Source organism: Burkholderia cepacia (genome assembly GCF_001039005.1).
GTDB lineage: Bacteria > Pseudomonadota > Gammaproteobacteria > Burkholderiales > Burkholderiaceae > Burkholderia > Burkholderia theae.
This window is the reverse complement of sequence record NZ_LDWR01000009.1, coordinates 14,880-39,179: the sequence shown is the minus strand read 5'-3', so window position 1 is coordinate 39,179 and position 24,300 is coordinate 14,880. Positions and strand designations below refer to the sequence as shown.

Annotated in this window: 18 protein-coding genes; 11 read left to right on the top strand and 7 right to left on the bottom strand. The window is 67.6% G+C overall.

Annotated elements, in window-relative coordinates:
- Positions 1–22: 22 nt before the first annotated feature.
- The gene (locus VL15_RS04115; protein ID WP_048243256.1) at positions 23–469 is read left to right on the top strand and encodes a YciI family protein; all 447 of its coding nucleotides are present in this window, start codon (positions 23–25) and stop codon (positions 467–469) included.
- A gap of 216 nt (positions 470–685) precedes the next feature.
- Positions 686–1,117, top strand: a complete 432-nt coding sequence (locus VL15_RS04110; protein ID WP_048243255.1) for a YciI family protein — start codon at positions 686–688, stop codon at positions 1,115–1,117.
- A gap of 63 nt (positions 1,118–1,180) precedes the next feature.
- On the opposite strand, the gene VL15_RS04105 is transcribed toward VL15_RS04110, so the two are convergent.
- From VL15_RS04105 to VL15_RS04095, 3 genes are all read right to left on the bottom strand, one after another.
- Positions 1,181–2,563 carry an MFS transporter gene (locus VL15_RS04105; protein WP_048243254.1) on the bottom strand — a complete coding sequence of 461 codons (1,383 nt, stop codon included), beginning with the start codon at positions 2,561–2,563 and terminating at the stop codon, positions 1,181–1,183.
- A 4-nt stretch (positions 2,564–2,567) separates the two neighbouring features.
- Positions 2,568–3,320, bottom strand: coding sequence for a hydrolase (locus VL15_RS04100; protein WP_080970714.1), 753 nt, complete (start codon positions 3,318–3,320; stop codon positions 2,568–2,570).
- A 167-nt stretch (positions 3,321–3,487) separates the two neighbouring features.
- Positions 3,488–4,627, bottom strand: a complete 1,140-nt coding sequence (locus VL15_RS04095; protein WP_048243252.1) for a C45 family autoproteolytic acyltransferase/hydolase — start codon at positions 4,625–4,627, stop codon at positions 3,488–3,490.
- A 183-nt stretch (positions 4,628–4,810) separates the two neighbouring features.
- On the opposite strand from VL15_RS04095, the gene VL15_RS04090 reads away from it, so the two are divergent.
- From VL15_RS04090 to VL15_RS04060, 7 genes are all read left to right on the top strand, one after another.
- Positions 4,811–5,689: a LysR substrate-binding domain-containing protein gene (locus VL15_RS04090; protein WP_048243251.1), complete on the top strand. Its 879-nt coding sequence runs from the start codon at positions 4,811–4,813 to the stop codon at positions 5,687–5,689.
- A 90-nt stretch (positions 5,690–5,779) separates the two neighbouring features.
- The gene (locus VL15_RS04085) at positions 5,780–6,586 is read left to right on the top strand and encodes a DinB family protein (RefSeq protein WP_048243250.1); all 807 of its coding nucleotides are present in this window, start codon (positions 5,780–5,782) and stop codon (positions 6,584–6,586) included.
- Entirely contained in the window at positions 6,583–7,311 is a 729-nt protein-coding gene (locus tag VL15_RS04080) for an alpha/beta fold hydrolase (protein WP_048243249.1), read from the top strand. Before VL15_RS04085 ends, VL15_RS04080 begins: the two co-directional genes overlap by 4 nt.
- A gap of 122 nt (positions 7,312–7,433) precedes the next feature.
- The gene (locus tag VL15_RS04075; protein ID WP_196319540.1) at positions 7,434–8,312 is read left to right on the top strand and encodes an alpha/beta hydrolase; all 879 of its coding nucleotides are present in this window, start codon (positions 7,434–7,436) and stop codon (positions 8,310–8,312) included.
- A 76-nt stretch (positions 8,313–8,388) separates the two neighbouring features.
- A complete protein-coding gene (locus VL15_RS04070) occupies positions 8,389–9,282 on the top strand; it encodes a LysR family transcriptional regulator (protein ID WP_048243247.1) in 894 nt (297 codons plus the stop codon).
- 121 nt (positions 9,283–9,403) lie between these two features.
- A complete protein-coding gene (locus tag VL15_RS04065; RefSeq protein WP_048243246.1) occupies positions 9,404–9,730 on the top strand; it encodes a carboxymuconolactone decarboxylase family protein in 327 nt (108 codons plus the stop codon).
- A gap of 45 nt (positions 9,731–9,775) precedes the next feature.
- Complete coding sequence (locus tag VL15_RS04060) at positions 9,776–10,783, top strand: aldo/keto reductase (RefSeq protein WP_048243245.1); 1,008 nt, start codon at positions 9,776–9,778, stop codon at positions 10,781–10,783.
- Positions 10,784–10,880: 97 nt separating this feature from the next.
- On the opposite strand, the gene VL15_RS04055 is transcribed toward VL15_RS04060, so the two are convergent.
- Both VL15_RS04055 and VL15_RS04050 read right to left on the bottom strand, forming a co-directional pair.
- Entirely contained in the window at positions 10,881–11,111 is a 231-nt protein-coding gene (locus VL15_RS04055; protein ID WP_048243244.1) for a hypothetical protein, read from the bottom strand.
- 207 nt (positions 11,112–11,318) lie between these two features.
- A complete protein-coding gene (locus tag VL15_RS04050; protein WP_048243243.1) occupies positions 11,319–12,218 on the bottom strand; it encodes a hypothetical protein in 900 nt (299 codons plus the stop codon).
- A gap of 78 nt (positions 12,219–12,296) precedes the next feature.
- On the opposite strand from VL15_RS04050, the gene VL15_RS04045 reads away from it, so the two are divergent.
- Both VL15_RS04045 and VL15_RS04040 read left to right on the top strand, forming a co-directional pair.
- On the top strand, positions 12,297–12,635 hold the full coding sequence (locus VL15_RS04045) for a helix-turn-helix domain-containing protein (RefSeq protein WP_011547066.1): 339 nt from the start codon (positions 12,297–12,299) through the stop codon (positions 12,633–12,635).
- Between the two features lie 1,041 nt (positions 12,636–13,676).
- Positions 13,677–15,605, top strand: a complete 1,929-nt coding sequence (locus VL15_RS04040) for a S53 family peptidase (RefSeq protein WP_048243242.1) — start codon at positions 13,677–13,679, stop codon at positions 15,603–15,605.
- A 51-nt stretch (positions 15,606–15,656) separates the two neighbouring features.
- Here the strand turns inward: VL15_RS04040 and pbpC are convergent, their stop codons facing one another.
- Together pbpC and VL15_RS04030 are read right to left on the bottom strand one after the other, a co-directional pair.
- Entirely contained in the window at positions 15,657–18,068 is a 2,412-nt protein-coding gene (gene pbpC, locus VL15_RS04035; RefSeq protein ID WP_053077579.1) for a penicillin-binding protein 1C, read from the bottom strand.
- 45 nt (positions 18,069–18,113) lie between these two features.
- Positions 18,114–24,119 carry an alpha-2-macroglobulin family protein gene (locus VL15_RS04030; RefSeq protein WP_048243241.1) on the bottom strand — a complete coding sequence of 2,002 codons (6,006 nt, stop codon included), beginning with the start codon at positions 24,117–24,119 and terminating at the stop codon, positions 18,114–18,116.
- Positions 24,120–24,300: the final 181 nt, after the last annotated feature.

Below are 24,300 nucleotides of genomic sequence, written 5' to 3'. Positions count from 1 at the left end.
TCCCAACCCAGGAGAAACAATCATGCGCGTCATGGTCATCGTCAAGGCGACCGCCGATTCCGAAGCCGGCAAGATGCCCGACACCGAACTGCTGGCCGCGATGGGCCAGTACAACGAAGCGCTCGTGAAAGCGGGCGTGATGCTCGCCGGCGAAGGGCTGCACCCGAGCGCCCGCGGCAAGCGCGTACGCTTCGCCGGCAAGGACCGGTCCGTGACCGACGGCCCGTTCGCCGAAACCAAGGAACTCATCGCCGGGTTCTGGCTGTGGCAGGTGAGCTCGATGGACGAAGCCGTCGAATGGGTGAAGCGCTGCCCGAACCCGATGCTCGGCGAATCGGAGATCGAGATCCGGCAGGTGTTCTCGCCCGAGGATTTCGGCGCCGAATTCACACCCGAGCTGCAGGAGCAGGAAGCGAAACTGCGCGCGCAACTCGGCGACGGCCACCAGGCCCCGCCTGCCGGGAACTGACCGAACGCTTGAACCGGGCCGCGCAGCGCGGCGGCCCGCCCCCCGCAACACCGCATTTCGATCGACCGCCGGCAACGCGCCGCTGTTGCCGCACCGCCGTACGAAATCTTTTTCGTGTCCGCCGTCGATTTCCCCGATCGTCGTCCGTCGTAGTGTCGTAAGCCACGTTGACCTGTCGGTCAACGAACACTCCCCCCAACTCAAGGAGATACGACAATGCGCGTCATGGTAATCGTCAAGGCCACTGCCGATTCCGAGTCCGGCCGGATGCCCGACACCCGGATCATGGCCGAGATGGGTCGCTTCAACGAAGAACTGGTGAAAGCCGGCATCCTGCTCGCCGCCGACGGGCTGCACCCGAGCAGCCGCGGCAAGCGCGTGCACTTTTCCGGCAAGAACCGCACCGTCATCGACGGCCCGTTCGCCGAAACGAAGGAGCTCGTCGCGGGCTACTGGCTGTGGCAGGTGAGCTCGATGGAAGAAGCCATCGAATGGGTGAAGCGCTGCCCGAATCCGATGCCTGTGGACTCCGACATCGAGATCCGCCCGCTGTTCGAAGCCGAGGATTTCGGCGCCGCATTCACGGACGAGTTGCGTGAGCAGGAAGCGCGGATGCGCACGGAAATCGACGCGCGGCAGAAATCCTGACCGACGGGCGCGAGCGAAGCCCGCGCGCGCCCTCGCCGGCAACGTCGCCTGCGCCCGGTGACGTCACGGCCGCGCCTGTGTCTGCTCGGACGCGGAGACGGAAACGGCCTGCGCGGCACCCGTGAAATCGCTGTCCCGCCCGCGCGCCGAGCCGTCGTTCCGTATCGAGCGCCGCCCGGTGCGCGTGGCGAGCACCAGCGCGATCGCCAGCAGGCTCGTGCCGAACAGATAACTCGGCGGGATGAACCGTGCATCGGTCAAATGCGCGACCACCGAGATGTAGAACGGCGCGAGCCCGCCGAACAGCGTCACCGACGAGTTGTATGCGATCGCCACGCCGGTCGAGCGCCCCTCGACCGTGAAGATCTGCACGAGCATCCCCGGATGCGCGGCGCCCTGCAGCGTCAGGAACAGCATGCCGATCAGGTGCACGATCATCAGCCGGCTCGCCGTCGGCGCATCGAGCAGATACCAGAACAGCGGGAACACGCACACGAGCCAGCCCGCGATGAAACCGCAGAACAGCCGGTACGGCCCGACCCGGTCGGCCAGCTTGCCGAACACCGGCGACAGCACGCACGACATGATGCTGGTGACGAACACGGCCTGCAGCGACGAGCTGAGCGGCAGATGGAGCTGCGATTGCGCGTAGTTCGGCAGGTACGCATTCCATACGTAGTTCAGCGACGTGCCGGCGATCATCACGCCGATCGCGCAGACGAGCGCATCGCCGTTCTCGCGGATGAACGCCCGTGCGCGCGTGCCGGCCGGCGCACGGGCGGCCGGCCGCGCGCGCATCCGCTGGAACGCCGCCGATTCGTCGACGTGATGCCGGATGTAGAAACCGAGCGGACCGACCAGCGCGCCGACCAGGAACGGCACGCGCCAGCCCCACTCGGCCATCGCGGCATGCGACAGGTACCGCGACAGCAGGTAGCTGCCGCCCGACGAAAACATCGCCGCAAGCCCGAGCGACAGCATGTTGAAGCTGCCGTAGAACATCTTCTTGCCCGGCGGCGCGACCTCGTAGATCGACACCGACGACAGCGCGAACTGCGCGCCGACCGCGAACCCCTGCACGAGCCGGCCGACCACGACGAGCGCCGGCGCGGCGATGCCCCAGGTCGCGAAGCCCGGCGTGAGGCCGAGCAGCAGCGACCCCACCGACATCGCGACCATGATCCACGACAGCGCCTTCATGCGCCCCGCGCGATCCGCGTACATCCCCATCACGACGCCGCCGACCGGTCTGACGAGGAACCCGACGGCGAACGTCGCGAACGTCAGCAGCATCGATTCGCCGCGCCCGACGCCGGAAAAGAACGTCCGCGCGATCAGGCTCGAGAAGTAGCCGTACACCATGAAATCGAACCACTCGAACGTGCCGCCGATCACGGTCGACACGATGACCTTGCGGGCTTGCCTTGCGTCGTCGCCGATTTCCATGGATCTAGCCCCCGGCGCGCATCGCGCGCAGCGTCTGCACAAAGAAGTCCTGCACCGTCTCGACGGTCTGCATGCCGTTGTGCGCGACGTTGGGCAGTTCGTCGAAGCGCACGCGCACACCGGCCGCGTCGAACGATGCCGCGAGCGCACGAAGCCGCTCGGGCCGCGTCGCGCCCGCATCGTTGATGCCGGGCACGTACATCGCGCTGTCTTCGCGCACCGTGATTTCCCACGTCTCGAGATCGGCGCGGCCGACCACCATCTGGACCGGCACCTGCCCCAGCGCCGCCGCGTCGAACGGCTTGCCGAACTGCCGCTCGAAGCCGCCTATACCGAGCCACCACGCCTTGTGCGGGTCGAGCAGCGTGACGTTGCCCGGCGCGCCGATCGACACGGCCCACAACCGCTCGGGATGCACATACGCGAACCGATGCGCGAACTGCCCGCCGCCCGAATAACCGGATAGTGCGAACCGGTCGAACCGCTTGCCGTAGCGCTCGCCGACTTCGCTCACCATGTCGAGCAGCACGCGGTCGTAGCGGATGTCGCCTTCGGCAAGACGCTTGAAGCCGTTGCGATCGCCGTCGCCGCTCACGCCGACCGGAAACAGCGGACACAGCACGACGCAGCGGTTCCAGCGTCCGAATGGCGCGAACGCGTCGCGGTACTGCGTGAACTGGCGCCCCGTGCCATGCATCACGACGACCAGCTCGACGTCGTTGTCCGGCAAGCGGATTTCGTCGGGCACGTACAGCACGTACGGAAAACGCGGATCGTGCCGGCTCGCGTAGACGGTCGTCGAGCCGAGGTCGTACAGCGCCTCGGCCCTGGCTTCACCGGGACCGGCCGGCGTCGTGGTGGTATCGAACATCTGTCTCGCTCCTGGATGAGTATCTTGTGTCGCGCAGGCGTGGCGGCTGCCGTTCAGGCGGCTTCGCGCAACGGCTCGCGCGTCAGGCTGTAACGCGTGAACTCGCGGTTGAGCGCGGGCATCGGCGCGACGTCCATTTCGCCGTCGCCCGGCTGCATGACGATCATCGCGACCGTCGCCGACAGCGTGTGGCGCGTGCCCGGGCGCGGCGGCCGGCACACCGAGTACGGCGCGCCGAAGTCGTCGAACAGCGCCGCCTTGACCGCGCTGCGATCGATCTTCGGCAGCGCGTCGAGCAGCCGGCGCACGCGCCAGTCGCGGTAATAGCTGTCGGGCGAGTTCTCGCAGCCCGTGTCGCGCAGCTTGGTGCGCGCGATCGGGCTGACCCAGTGGTTCGCGTGGACGATCAGGTCGTCGTCGCCGGGATAGATCGGGAACGCCTCGTCCGGCGCGCATTCGAAATCGATGCCGAAGCCGTCGGCCATGCCGAGCATGATGTTGTTCGAGCACGACTTCGGCGTCGTCGCGATCACGCGCAACGCGTTCGCGAACACGGGCTCCTCCAGCACGCGCCGGCGCAGCAGCGACAGCGGCACGCCGGCATGCATGAAATCGCGATCCGATTCGAGGTAGTTCGCGGTGATCGACACGCCGCTCGCGTTCAGCCCGCTGCGCGCGAGCCCGCCCGCCTCGACGAACGTCAGGAAGTCGGGGCCGTCGTCGTTGTGCACGCGCAGCACGATGCCGGTATCGATGCAGTCGGCCTTCCAGTCCCAGTTCTGCGCGTGGATCAGCTTGCCCGTCGCCGAGCGCGACGGGAGCACGAGCACGCCGGTGCAGCCGTCCTCGTCCTCAGCGTTGGCATCGGCCGGCAACGCGTGTTCGGCGCGCGCTTTCGCAAGCACTTCGGTGCGCGCATTGACGAGCACGATGTCGTCGAACGCCACATCGGCCCCGGCGGCGATGCCGCGCATCTCGTCGAGATAGGCCGGCTGGAACGCGCCGATCGCCTGTTCGAGCGAGCGGATGAACGCCGCCTGCGCCGCCTCGCCGTAGCCGAGATTGTGCAGCGTCTGCCCGTAGCGCGATGCGCTCAGGCGCACGCGCGCCGCCGCGGCGCGGCCGTACTGCAAGCCGCGCTCGTACGGCTTGCCGGACACGCTGACGAAGGGAAAGGGCTGGATGGACGACATCGGAAAACTCCTTGCGCTGGATCGGACGAAACGATTCTCGGGCGCGATAAACAAAATAAAAAGCGTTATTTTCTTTCCATAAACGAAAGATTTTTTTTAGTATCGTGCGATCATCCGGCGCATCGCCATAGCGGCGGGACGTGCCGCACGCGCACGTTGCCGGGCTGTTTTCAGGAGAAGGGGATGAGCGAGATTCGAATGCTGCGGACGTTTCTGGCCATCGAGAAACACGGCACGATGGCCGCCGCGGCCGACCGCATGGCGCTCACGCACGCGGCGGTCGGCGCGCAGATGCGCACGCTGGAACGCGTGTGCCAGCGGCAACTGTTCGACCGCAGCGGGCGGAGCGTGCAGTTGAACGACGCCGGCCGTTCGATCCTCGAGCAGGCGCGCTCGGTGGTCGCCGCGTACGACTCGCTGGTGCGCGGCGTCAGCGGGCAGCACAGCATCGAAGGCTCGATCACGATCGGCGCGACGGTGTCGTCGATGGGTTTTCTCGCGGCCAACGTGATTCGGCTGAAGGTGCAGTATCCAGGCCTGAACGTGCGGCTCACGCACGGCGGCAGCCCGGAACTGGAACGCCAGGTGCGGGCCGGCGAGATCGATGCGGCGGTGCTGATCGGCGAGCCGCGCACGACCACGCTGCCCGAATCGTGGGAATACCTGTACGACGAGCCGCTCGTGCTGCTGGCCAACCCGGCGATCGCGCCCGCCGATGCGTCGGTGGCGTCGCTGCTCAAGCGCTTTCCGTTCATCGGCTTCGAAGCCGCCTCGCCGACCGGGCGTCACGTCACGAGCCTGCTGCGCCGCCTGCACGTCGAAGTGAATCCGGTGCTCGAAATGAACTCGATCGCCGCGATCGCCGATCTCGTGAGGCAGAACATCGGCGTCACGATCGTGCCGCGCCTGCGGCATGCCGCATGGAGCGACGATCCGCTGCTGTTCGTGAAGCCGATTCCCGGCGCGACGTGGCGGCGTCACATCGGGTGGTACGAATTCGGCCGTCAGCCGCTGGCCACCGCGATCGTGCGGAACCAGCTGCTCACGGCGCTCGCCGGCTAGCATCGCGTCGGCGCGTCGCGCCGACCGGTTGACGCCTCCCTGTCGAGTAACGTATCGTTTTGACACGTTACTCGACAGGGCCTGTTCGTCATGCATTCCCGTTTCGACCGTTTCCGCACCACCGCGCTCGGCGCCCAGCTCGAGGCGCTGATCGCGCAACCCGAGCGTTATCTCGAGTTCGCGGCGCTGTCGCGCGTGGGCGTCGCCGCGATCGGCGCGATCCAGCACGAGATCGCGCGCAAATTCCCCGAAATCGAGGCCGACACGACGGCCCGCCAGTTCTGCGGCGCGATGGTCGCGGAAGTCATGCGCCGCCACAGCCATGAGCTCGTGCAGGCACGCGGGCGGCTCAGTGGCACGCTGTTCAGCTATGGCACGGTGTTCAGCCCGTATCCGCAACGGCTGCCATTCGACAACGTCGTCGTCGCGCTCGCGCGCCTACCAGGCCGGCTCGCCGCGTATGCGGCGCACGTGCCGGCCGCGCTGTGGACGCGCCGCCCGGCCGGCACCGGCTTCTCGCTCGTCGAACATGCGTGCCACCTGCGCGATCTCGACGCGGTGTTCGCCGAACGCATCGATGCCGTACGCACGGCCGAGCTGCCCGTGATCGCGTCGGTCGACGGCACCGCGCTCGCGGCGCAACGCGACTATCTCGCGCAGCCGCTGGACCGCGCGGTCGCGGCCTTCCGCACGGGGCGCGCCACACTGTGCGCGACGGCCGCCACGCTGCAGCCGCCGCAGCTCGAACGCTGCGGGCTGCGCGACGGCATCCGCCGCATGTCGCTCGACGAACTCGTGCGCGAACTGCTCGACCACGACCGCACGCACGTGCTCGAACTCGACGAACTGCTCGCCGAACTCGACTTGCCGCCCCTTCCTTCCGAGCCCGCCGCATGACCCAACCCGTTCCCGTCGTCTTCATTCACGGCTTCATCGGCACGTTCGACGTGCACGGATGGCACGGCCCGCATCTCGCCCCCGACCTGCTCGGTTATGGCGCGCATCGCGCGGCGCCGATCGATGCGATCACGCTCGCCGCGCAGGTCGAGCATGTCCGGCACACCGTGGACACGCACTTCGGCGCGCAGCCGGTCGATGTCGTCGGTCACTCGGTCGGCGGCGCGATCGCGATGCTGTTCGCGCATGCGCACCCCGAGCGCGTGCGGCGGATCGTCAACGTCGAAGGCAACTTCACGCTCGACGACGCGTTCTGGTCGGCGTCGGTCGGCCGCATGACGCCGGCCGAAGCCGACGCGATGCTCGACGGCCTGCGTGCCGATCCGCTCGCGTGGCTGCGCGGCGCGATCGACGAACCGTCGCCGCGTTTGCTCGACGACGCACGCCGCTGGCTCGCGCATCAGCCGGCATCGACGCTGCGCGCGATGGGCCGCTCGGTCGTCGCGACGACGGGCGTTCCCGACTACCTGCGGGCGCTCGCGCAGGTGTTCGAGCACCACCCGGTCTGGCTGGTCGCCGGCGAACGCTCGCGCGCGGGCTGGCACGTGCCGGACTGGGCGCTCGCGCGCTGCGCCGGCTCCGACACGATCGAGCGCTGCGGGCACCTGCTGCCGGCCGAACGGCCCGATGCGTTTCGCGCGGCGGTCGAGCGCTGCCTGCGCTGACGCGCGCCTGACAATGCGTAGGGTTCGTCGAAATATGGTTGAAAGGCGCGGTTGCTAGAGTCGTCCGAACAGGGTTTCCCCGGCGCCCGGCCGCCGGACAGGGTCGACACATGCAAGGATCGATGCACCTCGCACGCGCCTTCTGGCTGCTTCTGCTGCTCGCCATCACGAGCCCTGCGTTCGCGTTTCATGCGCGGGTCGTCGCGATTCCCAGCGCCGCGATGAGCGAGACGCTCAAGGCGACCGTCGTGCTGCCCGACGACTACGCACGCGGCAACCGCGACGGCGAACGCTATCCGGTCGTCTATCTGCTGCACGGCTCGGGCGGCGACCATACCGACTGGACGTCGAACACGCATATCGCCGCGCTGGCCGACCGCTACCACGTGATTCTCGTGATGCCCGACGGCGGGCACGAAAGCTGGTACATCGACAGCCCGTTCGATTCGGGCAGCCGCTACGAAACCTTCATCGGCGACGAAGTCGTGTCTTACGTCGACACGCACTTCCGCACGATCGCGACACAGCGCGCCCGCGCGATCACCGGGCTCAGCATGGGCGGTTTCGGCGCACTGCGCATCGCGCTCGACCGGCCCGACACGTTCGGCGCGGTCGGCAGCATCAGCGGCGCGGTCGATCCGCGCTGCTGCGAGGACGAGCCGGGCATCGACCACGTGTTCGGCGACCCCGGCCGCCATCCGTCGTTCTGGAATCGCAACGTGATCGTCGAAAACGCGCGTGCATTCGTGCGTGCGCATCTCGACCTGACGATCGATTGCGGCCGCGACGACGCGTTCGTCGGCTCGAACCGCACGCTGCACGAACGGCTCGTCGCGCTCGGCGTGCCGCACGACTACGCGGAGCGGCCGGGCGGCCATACCTGGGATTACTGGGCGAACGCGATTCGCTACCAGATGCGCTTCTTCGCGGCATCGTTCCAGCATCGCGGCTACGCGTACCATCCGGCGAACTCCGCACCGGGCATGACACGCGCGGGCTGACGCACGTACCGCGTCGCCTCGCGGCCCGGCGACCCCGGTGGTACGATGCGCTGGCATCGACCACCCGACTTCCTCCATGCCGCGCGACACCTTTGCGGACCTGCTCGCCTTCATCGCCGTCGCGCGCGAGCGCAGCTTCACGCGTGCGGCCGCCCAGCTCGGCGTGTCGCAATCCGCGCTCAGCCATACGATCCGTTCACTCGAAACGCGCCTCGGCGTGCGGCTGCTCACGCGCACGACGCGCAGCGTCGCGCCGACCGAAGCCGGCGAGCGCCTGCTGCGCAACCTCGCGCCGCGCTTCGACGAAATCGAGGCCGAGCTGTCGACGCTCGCGGAACTGCGCGACAAGCCGGCCGGCACCGTGCGCATCAACGCGACCGACTACGCGATCCGCACACTGCTGTGGCCGAAGCTCGCCCCGATGCTGCGCGACTATCGCGACCTGAAGGTCGAGTTCGTGACCGACTACGGGCTGTCCGACATCGTCGCGGAGCGCTTCGACATCGGCGTGCGGCTCGGCGACCAGGTCGCGAAGGACATGATCGCCGTGCGCATTTCACCCGACCTGAAAATGGCGATCGTCGGCGCGCCCGCGTATTTCGCTGAGCGCGCGCGCCCCGCGTCGCCGCGGGATCTCGTCGCGCACGACTGCATCAACCTGCGCCTGCCGACGCACGGTGCGCTGTACGCGTGGGAACTGGCGCGCGGCGACGACACGCTGCAGGTACGCGTCGACGGGCAGGTCACGTTCAACGGCACGTATGAAATGCTCGACGCGGCACTTGCGGGCTACGGGCTCGCGTACGTGCCGGCCGAACTCGCCGCGCCGCATGTCGCCGCCGGCCGCCTCGACAGCGTGCTCGACGACTGGTGCCCGACGTTTCCCGGCCATCACCTGTACTACGCAAGCCGGCGGCAATCGTCGCGTGCGCTCGCGGTGATCGTCGACGCGCTGCGCTACCGCGCATGAGCCGCCGGCGCGCCGCGATTCATGAATCCGTTCGATAAGTGCATGCGCGCGAGCGGGGCTTATCGATAAGCGTTTCGGTGGCTACCATCGTCGATGTCCGCAACGTTCCCCGGAGCCCTCGATGTCCGAACCGACGTCCGCCGCGCGCAAAGCGTTCGGCGCCATCGCACCCGCCCTCGCCGACTACACCGACAACGTGCTGTTCGGCGACGTGTGGCAACGCGCCGGCCTGTCGCCGCGCGATCGCAGCCTGATCACGGTCGCGAGCCTCGTGTCGCTGTATCGTGTGAACGAGCTGCCGTTCCACCTGAAGAAGGCGCTCGACAACGGCCTCACGCGCGACGAGCTGATCGAAGCGATCACGCACCTCGCGTTCTACTCGGGCTGGCCGACCGCGAGTTCGGCGCTGCCGATCGCGCAACGCGTCTTCGACGAAGCCGGCGTATAACCTGTCATTCAACCGCCGGGCACCTGCCCGCATGGAGCCTCACACATGGATTACCGCTATCTCGGGCGCAGTGCGCTGAAGGTGTCGCCGCTGTGTCTCGGTGCAATGATGTTCGGCGGCGAGACCGACGAAGCAACGTCGGCGCGCATCATCGACAAGGCGTTCGACCAGGGCGTCAATTTCATCGACACGGCCGACGTCTATCACGCCGGTCGTTCGGAAACGGTCGTCGGCCGCGCGATCGTGCCGCGTCGCGACAGCTGGGTCGTCGCGACGAAGTTCGGCTATCCGGCCGGACCGGACGCGGGGCCGAACCGGCAAGGCCAGTCGCGCAAATGGATCTTCGAATCGGTCGACGCGAGCCTGAAGCGGCTCGGTACCGATTACATCGACATCCTCTATTTCCATCGCGCGCTGACCGACGCGCCGCTCGACGAAGGCATGCGTGCAGTGGCCGACCTGATCCGGCAAGGCAAGGTGCGCTACTTCGGGCTGTCGAACTTCAAGGGTTGGCGCATTGCCGAGATCGTGCGGCTCGCGGACCAGCTCGGCATCGATCGTCCTGTCGCAAGCGAACCGCTGTACAACCTCGTCGATCGCACGGCCGAGGTCGAACAGCTCCCGGCCGCCGCGCACTACGGAATCGGCGTCGTGCCGTACAGCCCGCTCGCGCGCGGCGTGCTGACCGGCAAATACGCAGTGGATGCGCAGCCGCCCGCCGATTCGCGCGCGGGCCGCGGCGACCGGCGCATCCAGCAAACGGAATGGCGGCCCGAATCGTTGCACATCGCGCAGCAGGTCGCCGCGCATGCGGCCGCGCGCGGCACGACGTCGGTCGCGTTCGCGCTCGCGTGGGTGATGAAGAATCGCATCGTCAGTTCGACGATCGCGGGGCCGCGCACCGAAGCGCACTGGGACAGCTACATCGATGCGCTGACGCTCGAACTCGGCCCCGACGACGAACGGTTCGTCGATTCGCTCGTGCCGCCCGGGCACGCGTCGACGCACGGCTATACCGATCCCGGTTATCCGGTCGAAGGCCGCAAGGTCTGAAGTTCGGGTGGGATGAAGGACTGACATGCCGGGTCGCATGCCCGGCATGAAGATGAACGCGCGTCGCCCGACGCGCGCAAACACGGCAGCGGCGGAATCAGTTGCCGCTTGCCGCGTCGGCGCCGACCACGCGATCGAAGCATTCCTGCGCACGCGCCAGCTCGTCGAGCGCGCGATCGAGACGCGACATCGCGCGTGCGTATTCGGCCGACGAGACGTCGTCGTCGCTTTCGCCGCGCACCGCGCGAAACGCCTGATCGACGTTGCGCGTCGCTTCAACGAAGCGTTGCGCGGCCCGGGCTTCCTGCGAACAGATGTGGGTCGACATCGACACTTCTCCTACAGGGTTGCAGTGTGAAGCAAGCCGACGCTCGGTGTGCGTGGTACGCATGTCGGCGGCGTGAACCACGGCGCATCGATTGTCGATGCATCGGCCGCCGCGCAGCGCGCTTCGTGCCGATTGTCCCTCCGCACTCGCCGCTCCGCTATGGCGAGATTGCAACAAATTCTTGCGCGACCTTCTCCGCGCTTGCCGTCACGCGCGCCCGATGCGCGGGTGTGCAAGGCCGCCGAACGCAGTGGGCTCGCCCGGCGACAGGTCGAACAGGTCGCCCGTGAGATCGCGCGGATGCTCGACCGCCGGCCGATGGCGCAATCGCGCCACGTGCGTGGGTGCGACATACGCAGCCGCAGTTTCGAGCGGCGGCACGTCGAACAGATCCCGCGTGACGCCGCGCACGGCGTCCGTCGGCGAACGGCCGCGCAACCGCGCGACGAGTTCGACAAAACGATCGAAATCGCCCGCGCGCGTCGCCTTGTTCACTTCGGCGAGATCGCGCGCCTTCAGCACGCACGGCTGCGCGAGCCGCACGAAATACGGTGCTTCGAGCTCGACCGACAGCGCGAGCGGATAGCTCTTGCCCGTCTGCTCCTTCGCCCGCCCGACGCAATCGACCACGGCCGCGCCCTGTGCGGCACCCAGCGGCTTGCCCGTGCTCACGCTGCGCAGGTGGTCGGGATACACGCGCAGTTGCGTGCCGACCGTCAGCGCGGTGGATGACGCGCACACGAGCGCGTAGTGCTGTTCGCGACGCCGGCCCGACGGCAGCGTCGAGCGGCTCGCGATGAACGTGTGTGGCGGAAGCGGCCGCACCTGCCCGTTCGCATCGACCCATGCATTCCACAACAGCGCGTCCTTGCGCTCGCCCGCGCGCGGGCGCGACGCGACCGGCGAGAACAGCGCGAGCAGCGAGCCCGTGCGATGCGCGGCAACTTGCGCGCTGCTGCCGAGCGGCTGGTTGATGCCCCACAGAAAACGCCCGCCCCCGAGCCGGCGCTCCCATTCCTTGCGGAGCACGACGGTCGGCAGTTCCTCGCCGGACTCGGTACCGATCTTGGTCCAGCAGAACGTGGGTGGGAGGTGTTTCAGTGTCATCAACTTTCTCGGGATACAGCCTCGCTGGTGACAGCAAGTCCATTCAACAGCTGTAACTGTATAGGTATAATGCATCGCATGGAAGCCCCGGACCAAGATTTTCCCGTTCAAGACCTGTTGCGCCGCCTGATGGCAGATACACGCTCGTCCAGCGAAATCGCGCGACTTTCCGGGGTCAGCCAGCCAACCGTGTCGCGGCTGCGGCTGTCGAACGGGCATCGGCTGCGCCGCAGCGCTCCATTCAATAAGCTATGCAGTTTCTATGGTGTCGATACGGAGCCGTCGCGTCGTCGTTATAACGACCTGCTGCGCGACGCGATTGTCGACGCATGGGACGGCTCCGACGAGCACGGGCGCGCGTTGCTGGTCGTGATTCAGGGGCTGAAGGATCTGCAGGCGAAAGCGGACGACGGGTGACGGCCTGGAAGTGACGCATGACGCGCGGCGTGCGACCCGTGCACCGCCGCGGCAAAAACGCGAAGACCGACAAGAAATAAAAGTAGAAGTCGCGCCCATCCACACGATCAACCGGGGCCGCCCGATTTCGATCGGCGAGCATCTGCCGTTGCGCCGGATGCATGCTCTCCCGCTACACGCACGCAAGGAAACATCGAGAACCGGTTTTCCGTCGTCGCTGCGGAATGACCGTTACGGCAGCATTTTTTTGCAGCACCTGCGCTTCGCCAACGCCCCGTCATGCAGCGTTCGTCAAGGATGACGAATGACTTACATCATCGTTTCCCGCTCATTAAAAATACCCGTCGAAGCGATTATCTAAACTTTTTAGACCTAATCAAAAAAAGTTTGACGCGCCGTTTTCTTTCTTGCTATCTTTCCCCGCAAGAAAACCCGCCGCGCAATCGAATCCGCATCAAGAAATCAACGGCCCGACAAACAGCTTCCGTTTTAATTACGTTGCACGAGGACAGTAGCTGATTCGTAATCCGTATCATCTGCTCGCGACACACAGTCCCCGCTTCACCGGTCATCCCGTTCCGCCGCAGGCGGAAGAGACCGATATCGACATCTCCCCCGGCTGACCGGGATATTCGATCTCGCTCCCGGCACCTCACACGGAACACGCGCACCTCGCTTTCGAACGACAATGCAGCACCCGCTTATCCGGATTTTATACATTGGATTCCTAATTAAGTGATAAGGCATTGAAGCAGCCGTCGCAGCAGATTGAAGAGAACGAGATGGTCGAGCCGCGACGCCGTGGATGCGTTACGGGCCGACACGATAGAGGGCCGTGCGCGGGATCGACGCTCGCAATGGGCGAGTCCGATGCCCCGACCGGCCTCCGGTCTTGATGGTGGGAGGGGGAGGAAAAATTATGTCGCCATGAATCTTGCTGGTCGGTCTGGTCTTGCGTCAGGTTGCATCCGCCGCCCCATCGCTACCCGCGATCCGGGCCGCGCGCTGCACCGGTTCTTCGTCGAAATCCCGGAGCTCACAATGCAGAGAACTCAGCACATCAAACGCACACTCTCGCAACGCTTTGCCCTCGCCGCGCTGCCGCTCGCGGTAGCCGCCACACTGGCGCCGCTGCCCGCCCAGGCAGCGACCAACTGGGTCCCGACCCGCACCACCGCTTTCCTGCTGTCGAATGCACCCGCCGCGGCGGCTTCGACTGCCTCGCAGGCACAGCCCGCGTACTCGCTCAACAGCGTCGGCACGCCGGCGCTCGCCGACACGCACGTGACGCCGCTCGAACTGAGCCAGCCGCTGCATGTCACCGTGGTGCTGAAGCACCGCAATACCGACCAGCTCGACGCGTTCCTGCACGACGTCAACCAGCCGGGCAGCGCGAGTTATCACAAGTACCTCACGCCGGCCCAGTTCAAGGCACGCTTCGCGCCGACCGACGCGCAGGTCGCGGCCGTGGTGGCGCACCTGAAGGCGAACGGTTTCAGCAACATCTCGGCGTCGGCGAACAACACGCTGGTCTCCGCCGACGGCAACGCGGGCAATGCACAAAACGGCTTCCAGGCCAGCATCAAGCGCTTCAACTATCGCGGCAAGCCGGTCTTCGCGAACGATTCGGCCGCGCTGATCCCGGCGTCGCTCGGCTCGATCGTCGATTCGGTGCTCGGCCTGCAGAACGCCGCCGTGCCGCACCGCCTGCTTCACCGCTTCGCGCCGGCCGCCGCGATCGAACCGAACAAGATCTCGAAGAACGCGACCGCCGCTTCGCAGCAAGTCGGCCACCAGCCGACCGATTTCGCGAAGATCTATGACGCAAGCGGCCTGCCCGCCGCGACCAACACCACGGTGGGCATCATCACCTGGGGCGACATGACCCAGACCATTGCCGACCTGAACACCTTCACGCAGAACGCCGGCCTGGCGACCGTCAACACGGCGGTGGTCGCCGGCGGGTCCGGCACGCTGGCCGACGACGGCGATCCGGGCGAATGGGATCTCGACAGCCAGGACATCATCGGCACCTCCGGCGGCGTCAAGCAGCTGATCTTCTATTCCGCCGTGAACGGCGACAGCAGCGACAGCGGCCTGACCGACGCGACGCTGACGGATGCCTACAACAAGGCTGTGACCGACAACAAGGCGACCGTCATCAACGTGTCGCTCGGCCTCGACGAAACCGCCGCCAATTCCGACGGCTCGCTCGCCGCCGACGACGCGGTGTTCAAGCAGGCCGTCGCGCAGGGCCAGGTCTTCTCGGTCTCGGCCGGCGACGCGGGCGTCTATCAATGGTCGACGTCGCCGCAAGGCGCACCCGGCTACATCGGCACGTACAACGGCACCTCGGTCAGGACGACGATCAACCTGTCCAAGTACAGCGTGTCGTCGCCCGCCAGCTCGCCGTACGTCGTCGCAGTCGGCGGCACGACGCTGTCGACCACCGGCACCACGACGTGGGCCGGCGAAACCGTGTGGAACGAAGGCGTCGCGTATGCGGATCTCGACAGCAACGGCAACCCGGTCGACAACGCGGTGCGGATCTGGGCGACGGGCGGCGGCGTGAGTGCGTTCGAAGCCGCGCCGAGCTGGCAGACCGCCGCGCTCGGCAGCACGGTGACGAAGCGCGTGGTGCCGGACGTCGCGTTCGACGCCGCGCAGTCGACGGGCGCGTACATCGTCATCAACGGGCAGACCAATCAGCTCGTCGGCGGTACGAGCCTCGCGTCGCCGATCTTCGTCGGCGGCTGGGCGCGGGTCGAATCGGCGAACAACAACAGCCTCGGCCTGCCGACGTCGGCGTTCTATCAGAACTTCCCGACCAATACGTCGCTGCTCCACGACGTGACATCGGGCAACAACGGGTATAGCAGCCACGGCTATACCGCGAAGGCCGGCTGGGACGACGATACGGGCTTCGGCAGCCTGGACTTCGCGAAGGTCAGCGCGAGTTCGGCCAAGTAAGACCCCGGCGCGATGCGGCGCGGCGAAGCTGCCGCATCGCGTCGCGCGCCCCTACTGCTCCAGCCCCACCGCCAGCGGCCGCTGATCGCTGCGGCCATGATCGTCGACCACCCGCACCGTATAACTGCCGGCTGTCCCCGGCTGCCAGAACAGCGCTTCACCCGGCGTGCTGCGGCCGACATACGCGTCGTTGACGAACCAGTACAGCGCATGCGCGCTCGCGTCGACCGTCGCGTTGAACGCGATGCGCGTCTCGTCCGCGCTTTTCACGCGCATCGCATACGTGCTGCCGCGCAACGGCGACGTGATGCGCGGCGGGTCGCCGTCGACCTGCCCCGCATCGCGGCAGTCCGCGTTCTGCGGCGGCCGCCGGCGCGGAATGCCGGCCTGCGCGAACACCTGCTGCAAATCCGATGGCCAGAACTCGAAGATCTCCGTATGCGTGCGCTTGCCGTCGTACGGCGGGCATGCCGCCTTCCCCGTCGTGTCGTCGATCACGACGGGCCGGTGCACGGTGCTCACGCGAATCGGCGACGTGCCCGGAATGAACCACGTCCAGCCCTGCTGCGGGCACCACTCGTTCGGCAGGTCGCCGCTCGCGAGGCAGATGCGCACGCGCTTCAGGTGTGGCGGCACCGCGCGCGGCGGCTCGACGAGCGTGCACTCGGCGTTCAGCGCATCGACGATCTGGAAGAACAGCGGCGCGGCCGCGTCGACGCCGACGAACGCCGTATTGGTCGAATTGTCGAAGTTGCCGACCCACACGACCAGCACATACGGGCCGAACACGCCGGCCGTCCACGCATCGCGGAACGACCATGACGTGCCGGTCTTCCAGTAGACGGGCACGCTCGACGGCTGCGCGCCGCTCGTCTCGTCGGGGCGCAGATGCTGGCGCAGCATGTCCATCGTCATGTAGCTCGCCTCCGCGCTCAGCAGGCGCCGGCCGGGTGCGGCCGGCTCGTCCGCGCGCAGCCGCAGCGGCCTGAACTCGCCGCGATTCGCGAGCATCGCGTAGAGCGCCGCGAGATCCTGCATCGTCACTTCGCCGCCGCCGAGCACCAGCGCGAGCCCGTAGTGCTGCGCGCTCGCGAGCCGGCGCACGCCGGCTTCCTGCAGGAAGCGGTACAGATCGGGGGACTTGAGCTGCGACGCGACCCACACGGCCGGCACGTTGCGGCTGCGGTTCAGCGCGTCGGTCGCGGTGATCGGCCCGAGGAAATGGCCGTCGAAATTCTCCGGCGCATACGGACCGAACGCGGTCGGTACGTCGCGCAACACGGTCTGCGGATGCAGCACGCCCTGGTCGAAGCCGAGCGCGTAGATGAACGGCTTGAGCGTCGAGCCCGGCGAGCGCCGCGCGAGCGTGCCGTTCACCTGCCCGTCGATCGTGCGATCGAAGAAGTTCGCGGAACCGACGAGCGCCTTCACACCCATGTCGCGCGTATCGACGAGCAGCGCGGCCGCGTTGCGCACGCCGCGCGTGTCGTTGCGCGCAACGTAGCGCGCGATCTGCCGTTCGAGCGTCCGCTGCAGATCGAGATCGAGCGTCGTCACGAGCCGCGCGCCGGCGTCGTTCGCGTCATCGGCAGCGCCCGATGTCGTGCGCCACGCGCTGCGCGCGGCGAGCGCCTGGTCGACCGCGTGCGGCGCGTCGAACGGCAGCGCGGACAGCGGCCGCATTGCGAGCGGCAACGCGAACAACGGCTTGAGCGACGCATCCCCCGGATGCTGCGTCAGCCAGCGCGCGTACAACCGGTTGCGCGACGCGGCCAGCGCGCGGTTGATCGCATCCTGCCCGCCGCGCACGCGCCGCGCCGGGTCCTGCGGAATCACCGCGAGCGCAAGCGCCTCGGGCAGCGTCAGCGCGTCGGGCATCCGGTCGAAATAGACGACGCTCGCGGTGCCCGCGCCTTCGACGTTGCGGCCGTACGGCGCGTCGTTCAGATACGCCTCGAGAATCTGCCGCTTCGAGTAGAAGAGTTCGAGCTGCACCGCGCGTGCGACCTGCTCGAGCTTGCCGGCCGGCGTGCGCGTGTTCAGCCGCCACAGCGAACGCGCGAGCTGCATCGTCAGCGTCGAGCCGCCCTGCGGATTGCCGCCGCGCACGTACGTGATCCACGCGCCGCGCGCGAGCCCGTACGGATTGAAGCCCGGATGCCACCGGAACCAGCGGTCCTCGTGCAGCATCACAGCCTCGACGAGCTGCGGCGACATCCGGTCGAGCGGCACCCACAGCCGGTAGCGGTCGTCCTTCGCGAGCGTCAGGCGCAGCAGCCGACCCTGCGCATCGACCACCGCGACCGACGTCGGTTTCCAGTCGCGCAGCGGTGGATGCGGCCACAACCGGCACGCGGCCAGCACGCCGAACACGAGCAGCGCGCCGGCGATCCAGTTCTGCGAGCGATGCAGCCAGCGCCCGGCGCCGTGCAGTGCGCGCCGGAGCCCGGATACGTCAGCCATGCGCGGGTGCTCCGGCTGCCCGGTACGGCCCGTGCCTTCGCACCGTCATCGCACGCGCTCCACCGTCAGCGCCGCGCCGCCCGGCGCCTGCGCCTGCACGCGGCGGTCGTACATCGACTCGCCGTACGCGGGCGGTGCGACAAAGCGGCCCGCGTTGCTCGCCTTGATCCGGTAGACGAACTCGCGCACGTCGGTCGTCGCGGTGCCGTAGATCACCACACGGTCCTCACGCACGTCCGCGAACTGCGGCTGCCACGTCGACCCAGTCACGCCGATCGGCGAACGCCACGGCGCATCGGCCACCGGCGCCGACGCACCGCCGTCCCCGCTGTCGCCTTCCTGCGCGTCAGTCGCGGGAGGCGGTGCGATCACCGGATCGAAGCCGCCGGGCAGCAGGTCGACGATCGCGATGTTGCCGACGTTTGCCGAGCCGGTCGCACGGATCTTCAGGTGCACGTCGATCTCCTGGCCGAGCGTGATCTTGTCGAGCGGCTTGCCGTTCGTGTCGGTGTAGTCGCGCACGATCTCCAGCCCGTTCTTGATCGCCTTCGTCGACGTGCCGCGGTCGTAGCCCGACTGGCTCGCGACCCACCACGCGGGCAGCGCGCTGCCGTTCACGAAGTCGACGCGCGACGCGCCGGCCGTCCACGTGCCCGAGCGCACGAGGTTCGCCTGGATCGACGACACGTCCTTAGCCGCAGCACCCGCGCGCACCTCGTCGATCGCGAGCTGGTCGAGCTGCCCCGCGTTCGACGCCGCATACGCATCGAGCGCGAGGATCGTCATCGCCGACGACAGCGTGTTGTAGCGGTTGTCGACCAACGGCGCGGCGATGTTGTCCATCGCGCGCGGCGACAGCTTGCGCACGCGCTCGGGGAAGTGCTTCGCGAGCAGGTACAGCACGCTCGCATCGCGCGTCAGCGGATCGATGTAGTAGCCCGTCACGTAATCGCCTTCGGACGCGCGCTTGCGTTCGAGCAACGCCTGCGGCCCGGCGATCAGCGTGGCAGCCTCCTTGTCCTGCTTCAGCAGCTGGTACGACGCGGCGAGCCACGCGGCCGCGAGATCGTTCTTCCAGTCGTTCGGATACGCATCCTGCAGGCGCTTCTGCACGGCCGCGAGGCTGTTGGTCGTCACGTTGCCCTGGCGCGTCAACAGGTACACCGCGTACGCGCGCTGCCGCAGCAGGTCGAGCGAGCCGAGCGAATCGTTCGCCGCGAGCTTCTGCAGATACGCGTTGCCCGCGTCGAGCATGTCCTTCGGCACGGCCATCCCGCGCTCGCGCGCATCGAGCAGCACGTGCATCGCATACGCGGACACGAACGGATCGGCATCGGGCGTCGCGCTCCACAATCCGAAGCCGCCCTGCGCGTTCTGCCGGCCGCGCAGCACGCCGAGGAACTGCGTGATCGCGCTCGCGTTCGCCGCGTCGGCGCCGGCTTCGGGCGCATGCATCGCGCTCGTCAGCGCGCGCACCGACAGCCACTTCGACGCGAACACGCGCGGCACGACCGCGCTCACCATCTGCTCGCTGCAGTAGTGGTCGAAGTTGACGAGATACGACGACAGCCCCTCCGACAACACGAGCGGCGCGGTCGAAATGCTCGCATCGCGCGACGCGTACGCGTCGTACATCGGCCGCAGGTTCGGCACGCTCGCCTTCTTGCCCGGGTCGAGCCGCGCGATGTCGAGCTGCGTGCGGAACGCGGCGGCCGGCCGCACCGACACGTCGACGCGCTGCTGCGCGCCCTTCGTGCCGTAGCGCGCGCCGAACGACAGCGCGCCCGAGCCGAGCGTGTCGGTCGCCTTCACGCGGAACAGCGCGACGCCCTCGTGTTGCGGCGCAAGCGCGACGTTCTGCGTCGCCGGCCCGATCACCTGCAACTGCGGGCCCGTCTTCAGCGTGACCGCGACCGGCACCGGCTGGTTGCCGACGCCCGTCAGGTTGTTCGCGACGCCGACGCTGACGTCGGCCTCGTCGCCCGGCGCGAGTGTCGTCGGCACGTTCGGCGACAGCACGAAATCGCCGCGCACCGTCGTCGCGCCTTCGAACGTGCCGACCAGGTCCGGCGACACCGACACGGCCATCACGCGCAGCTTGCCGTTGAAGTAGTCGGGCACCGTGTAGCTCAGGCGCGTGTCGCCGTTCACGTCGACGATCCCCGACCAGTAGACGACCGGCTTGTCGCGCTTGCGCTTGAACGGGTTCAACTGGCGGCCGATCGCATCGTCGGCGTCGCCGCCGGGCGCGGCCATCGCCATCAGCTTCTCGAAGTCCGGCAGGATCAGGTCGAGGATCTGCGACGTACCGACTTCGAGCATCCGCTTGCGGAAGAAGAACTTCAGCGGATCGCCGAGCTTGTAGCGCGCGACCTGCAGGATGCCTTCGTCGACCGCGAACACGACGACCTTCGCGGGCTTCGCCGAATGCACGGTGAAGGTGGCCGTATCGCCCGGCTTCACGAGTGCGGGCGCGTCGACCGTCAGTGCGTTGCGGCGTGCGTCGAGGTTCACCGAGAACGGTACGACGCCGTAGCTCAGCGGGCTCATGAAGATCTCGTCCGACGACGGATCGCGGATGTATTGCACGTTGATGTAGCCGTTGCCTTCGAAGCCGGCCGGCACCGTGATGTGCTGGATCGAGCTCGTCGTGTCCGCATGGAACCATGCGTGCGCATACACCTTGTCGCGCTCGATCGTGATCAGGCCGCTGCCCGCGTAAGGCGCGCGGATCGCGATCTCGACCTGCTCGCCCGGTTTGTAGTCGTGCTTCGCGAGGCTCACCTGCAGCTCGGCGTTGCGGTCGAGCGAGCGCGTGACGTTCGCGTCGCCCGTGACCGAATACTCGATCCGGTTCACCGCGGTGCCGTCCGCTCCGCGGATCACGAGCGCATAGCTGCCCGGCTTGTCGGTGCGCAGCGTGAAGTCGAGCCCGGCCGCCGGAATCGTCAGCGGCTTCTCGTCGACCGACACTTCCTTCAGCCGCGAGTCGTATTTGTACGCGCCGGAATCCTGCTTGGTCAGCACCGACACGTAACGCTCCTCGACGAGCTGCGCACGCAGGTCCTTCACGTCGATCGCCTTCGCGCCCGGATCGATCGCGACGAGCCGCACCGTGCGCGGGCTGCCGCGCTTCACGTAGCCGAGATCGTCGGCCGACTTGTAGCCGACGAGCCAGTCGTTGTTCGACACGAGCGCTTGCGCGTTCGCGGCGACGTTGCGCCCGCCTTCCGCTTCATACGCCTTCGCCTGGAAGTAGACCTGGTAGGTCGCGTCCGCGTACTTGTCGAGATCGAGGTCGAACTCGGCATGGCCCTTGTCGTCGGTCGTGCCGTCCTGCAGCGTCGTCGTATAGCCTTCCTTCGCGCGCCGCGCGTCGAAGAAATGGTAGCCCTGCCAGCTGCGGAACGACGGCCACACGGGGCGCAGCGTCAGCGTCGCCGCGACGCGGCGCTTCTCGGCCGGCGTACCGAACAGGTTCTGCGCATCGACGATGCCCTTCAGCCCCTTCGGCTTCACCCACCCTTCGACGACCTGCTGCGACAGCTTCGCGTCGACCTTCATCCGGTCGGGCAGGAACTCCTTCACCTGCACCGTCGTGCTGCCGATCGGCTCGGCGCCGGGCTGGCCGTCCTTGACGATGTACAGGTTGACCGTCCAGGTGCCGGTCGGCGCCGTTTCGGCCGTCGTATAACCGATCTCCGTGAAGCCCGTCGCGTCGACGGATACCGGCTTGCGCTCGACGGTGATCCCGCGCGGGTCGACGATCTCCGCCTGCAGCGGCACGCCGGCTGGGCTGCGCGCCCAGCTCGCCGCGCGCACGATCAGGCCGATGTGGAACGGATCGCCGGGCCGGTACAGGCCGCGGTCCGAGAACAGGTACGCGGACAGCTGCCCCTGGCCCGTCGCGTTGCGTTCGCCGTCGACGTCGAAGCGCGAGAAGTCGAGCTGGCGGTCGCGGCCGGCCACCGGCAGGAACGACAGGTCGGTGTCCTTCTTCACGACATACAGTTGCGGACGCTTCTCGCGGTCGAGCCCCTTGAACGCGGGGAAATGCACGACGCCGTCGGCGCCGGTGGTCTGCGTGAACAGCGCCTGGCCGTTCACCGCGAGCACCGACACGGTTGCGCCCGCAACCGGGCGGCCGTTGCGGATCGACTGGATGAACACGTCCTGGCTGCCATCCAGCGCGCGCTTGACCAGCATCCCGAGATCGGTCACGACGATCAGGCGCGTGTCGCCGAGCGCGTTGTCGCTGTCGTCGCCGTTGCCGTTGCTGTTGCTATCGCCCGCATCGGCGTTGTCGGACTGATCCTGGCTGCTGTCGCCGGACGACGCATCGCTGTCCTTCGCATCGTCGGCTTTCTTCTTCTCGGCGGCTGGGTCGTACTTCGACAGGTGCAGCAGGAACACGCCGCGCTTGCCGCCCTTCAGGTACTGGCCGAGATCGACGCCTTCGTAATGCGCCTTGCCGGGGTCGCCGGCCGGGAACGCCCGCGTCTGCACGAAGCGCTCGACGATGTGATCCTCGCTGAACGAATACGACAGCTCGGGCCGCGCGTACGTGCCGTTGTTGAAGCTCACGAGATGCTGGAGCTGGTCGGGCAGCACGCGGCCGATCTCGACCTTCATCCCCGGCAGGTTGCGCGACACGACCGACAGCCGCTTGCTGCCGCTCATCGACAGCAGCGAACCGTCGGCCATGAAACGCAGCAGCTTCGGATAGTCGGGCACCGTGAACGCGGTCGTCACCGGCGCGCCGAGCAGGTAACCGCCCGCCGACTTCAGGTCGCCCTCGAAACGCACGACGATGCGGTCGCCCGGCGTCGCGTGATACTTGAAGCTCTGCAGCGTCGCGAAGTCGTTCTCGGTCGGCACCGCTTCGAGCGGCAGCGGCTTCGACTGCTTCAGCACCGCATCGCTGATGTCGGCCACGTTCCATTCGTACGGCGGATCGTCATCCGACTGATCGACGCCCGGCTTGCGCTTCGGCAGCACCCACGCTTTCGCGCGCGCGGCGAGATCGGCGCTGCGCACGCCGTCGGAGGTTTCCGCGACGAGCACCTGTTCGGGTTCGTAACGCTCGTTGTCGACGAGCGTCGGCGCGACGTTGGCGATCGACAGGCTGTAGAGCCCCGGCACGCCGACCGTCGCATGCAGCACGGCCGGCGTGCCGTCGCCGCCGCGCGCGCTCTTCACGCCCTTGTCGACGTCGAGCCGCACTGTCAGCGGATCGCGCGGAATCTCGAGCGGCTGCGAGTAGACCCACGCGCTCGTCTTCATCTTGTCGTAGTTGACCGTGTAGCGCAGCGGCGTCGCGGTCTTGCCGTCGCGGGCAAGCAGCACGAGGCCGATGCGCTTCTCGAGCTCGGCCGGATCGACCGGATAGTTGAAGCGCAGCTGCAGCAGCGCCTGCTTCTCCGCCGGATTGTCGGGGTTCTGGTAGAACTGGTTGTCGCCCGACGTCGCGGTGAACGCCGGCAGGTCGAACGCAAAATGGTCGTCGCGCATCACCACCTGCGGCGCGAACACCTGATGCACCGCGAAGCGCACCTCGACGTGCGCGCCGACCGGCCAGTCGGCCGCCGGCGTAAAGCGCAGCGTCTTGTCGTCGGCCCATTCCCACGCGCCCTTGAGCGCGGGCGTCATCTCGATGCCCTGCCCGGCCGGCTTGCCGACGAGTTCGATCGGCGCGGCCGATTGCGCGAACGCCACTTCGAGCGGATGCACGGTGATCTTCGGCTTGCCGCTGTCGTCCGCTTCGTAGGTCGTGATCGCCGGCGCCTTCACGGTGAAGCCGACAGTCTGGGGCTCAGGGGGCTTCGGCCGATGCTTGAACCAATATGCGCCGTACCCGAGCGCGGCCGCGAGCAGCACGATGCCGCCGGCATGCCACGGGCGGCGGCGCACGGCCGCGGCGGTCACGCCGGGCCACGCGGGCGCCGTCCACGACACGTCGCCGACCAGCGGCCGCAGCACGCGGCCGAGCAGGCGCCGGACGAACCCGGCCGCGCGAATCGGCAGGAGCAGCAGGAAGCGCAGCAAATCCATTTTGTTATTTCCTTGTCAAGGACGTGCTGCCGGCTGCGGCGACGTACCCCGAGATTTATTGGTCTGTGGCGGCGCGGCCCTGGTTGCGCCGTGAATGCTTGGAATGTTTTGTTCGACTGGATGCTGGCCGTCATTATGGGTCAGCGCCGAAACGATGGAAATATCGGTGTGCCGGCGCGCA

What these genes read in the sequence shown, in the direction of transcription:
- VL15_RS04115 (WP_048243256.1), top strand. Translation starts at nt 23, where the DNA reads ATGCGCGTCATGGTCATCGTCAAGGCGACCGCCGATTCCGAAGCCGGC.
- VL15_RS04110 (WP_048243255.1), top strand. Translation starts at nt 686, where the DNA reads ATGCGCGTCATGGTAATCGTCAAGGCCACTGCCGATTCCGAGTCCGGC.
- VL15_RS04105 (WP_048243254.1), bottom strand. Translation starts at nt 2,563, where the DNA reads ATGGAAATCGGCGACGACGCAAGGCAAGCCCGCAAGGTCATCGTGTCG.
- VL15_RS04095 (WP_048243252.1), bottom strand. Translation starts at nt 4,627, where the DNA reads ATGTCGTCCATCCAGCCCTTTCCCTTCGTCAGCGTGTCCGGCAAGCCG.
- VL15_RS04090 (WP_048243251.1), top strand. Translation starts at nt 4,811, where the DNA reads ATGAGCGAGATTCGAATGCTGCGGACGTTTCTGGCCATCGAGAAACAC.
- VL15_RS04085 (WP_048243250.1), top strand. Translation starts at nt 5,780, where the DNA reads ATGCATTCCCGTTTCGACCGTTTCCGCACCACCGCGCTCGGCGCCCAG.
- VL15_RS04080 (WP_048243249.1), top strand. Translation starts at nt 6,583, where the DNA reads ATGACCCAACCCGTTCCCGTCGTCTTCATTCACGGCTTCATCGGCACG.
- VL15_RS04075 (WP_196319540.1), top strand. Translation starts at nt 7,434, where the DNA reads ATGCACCTCGCACGCGCCTTCTGGCTGCTTCTGCTGCTCGCCATCACG.
- VL15_RS04070 (WP_048243247.1), top strand. Translation starts at nt 8,389, where the DNA reads ATGCCGCGCGACACCTTTGCGGACCTGCTCGCCTTCATCGCCGTCGCG.
- VL15_RS04065 (WP_048243246.1), top strand. Translation starts at nt 9,404, where the DNA reads ATGTCCGAACCGACGTCCGCCGCGCGCAAAGCGTTCGGCGCCATCGCA.
- VL15_RS04060 (WP_048243245.1), top strand. Translation starts at nt 9,776, where the DNA reads ATGGATTACCGCTATCTCGGGCGCAGTGCGCTGAAGGTGTCGCCGCTG.
- VL15_RS04055 (WP_048243244.1), bottom strand. Translation starts at nt 11,111, where the DNA reads ATGTCGACCCACATCTGTTCGCAGGAAGCCCGGGCCGCGCAACGCTTC.
- VL15_RS04050 (WP_048243243.1), bottom strand. Translation starts at nt 12,218, where the DNA reads ATGACACTGAAACACCTCCCACCCACGTTCTGCTGGACCAAGATCGGT.
- VL15_RS04045 (WP_011547066.1), top strand. Translation starts at nt 12,297, where the DNA reads ATGGAAGCCCCGGACCAAGATTTTCCCGTTCAAGACCTGTTGCGCCGC.
- VL15_RS04040 (WP_048243242.1), top strand. Translation starts at nt 13,677, where the DNA reads ATGCAGAGAACTCAGCACATCAAACGCACACTCTCGCAACGCTTTGCC.
- pbpC (WP_053077579.1), bottom strand. Translation starts at nt 18,068, where the DNA reads ATGGCTGACGTATCCGGGCTCCGGCGCGCACTGCACGGCGCCGGGCGC.
- VL15_RS04030 (WP_048243241.1), bottom strand. Translation starts at nt 24,119, where the DNA reads ATGGATTTGCTGCGCTTCCTGCTGCTCCTGCCGATTCGCGCGGCCGGG.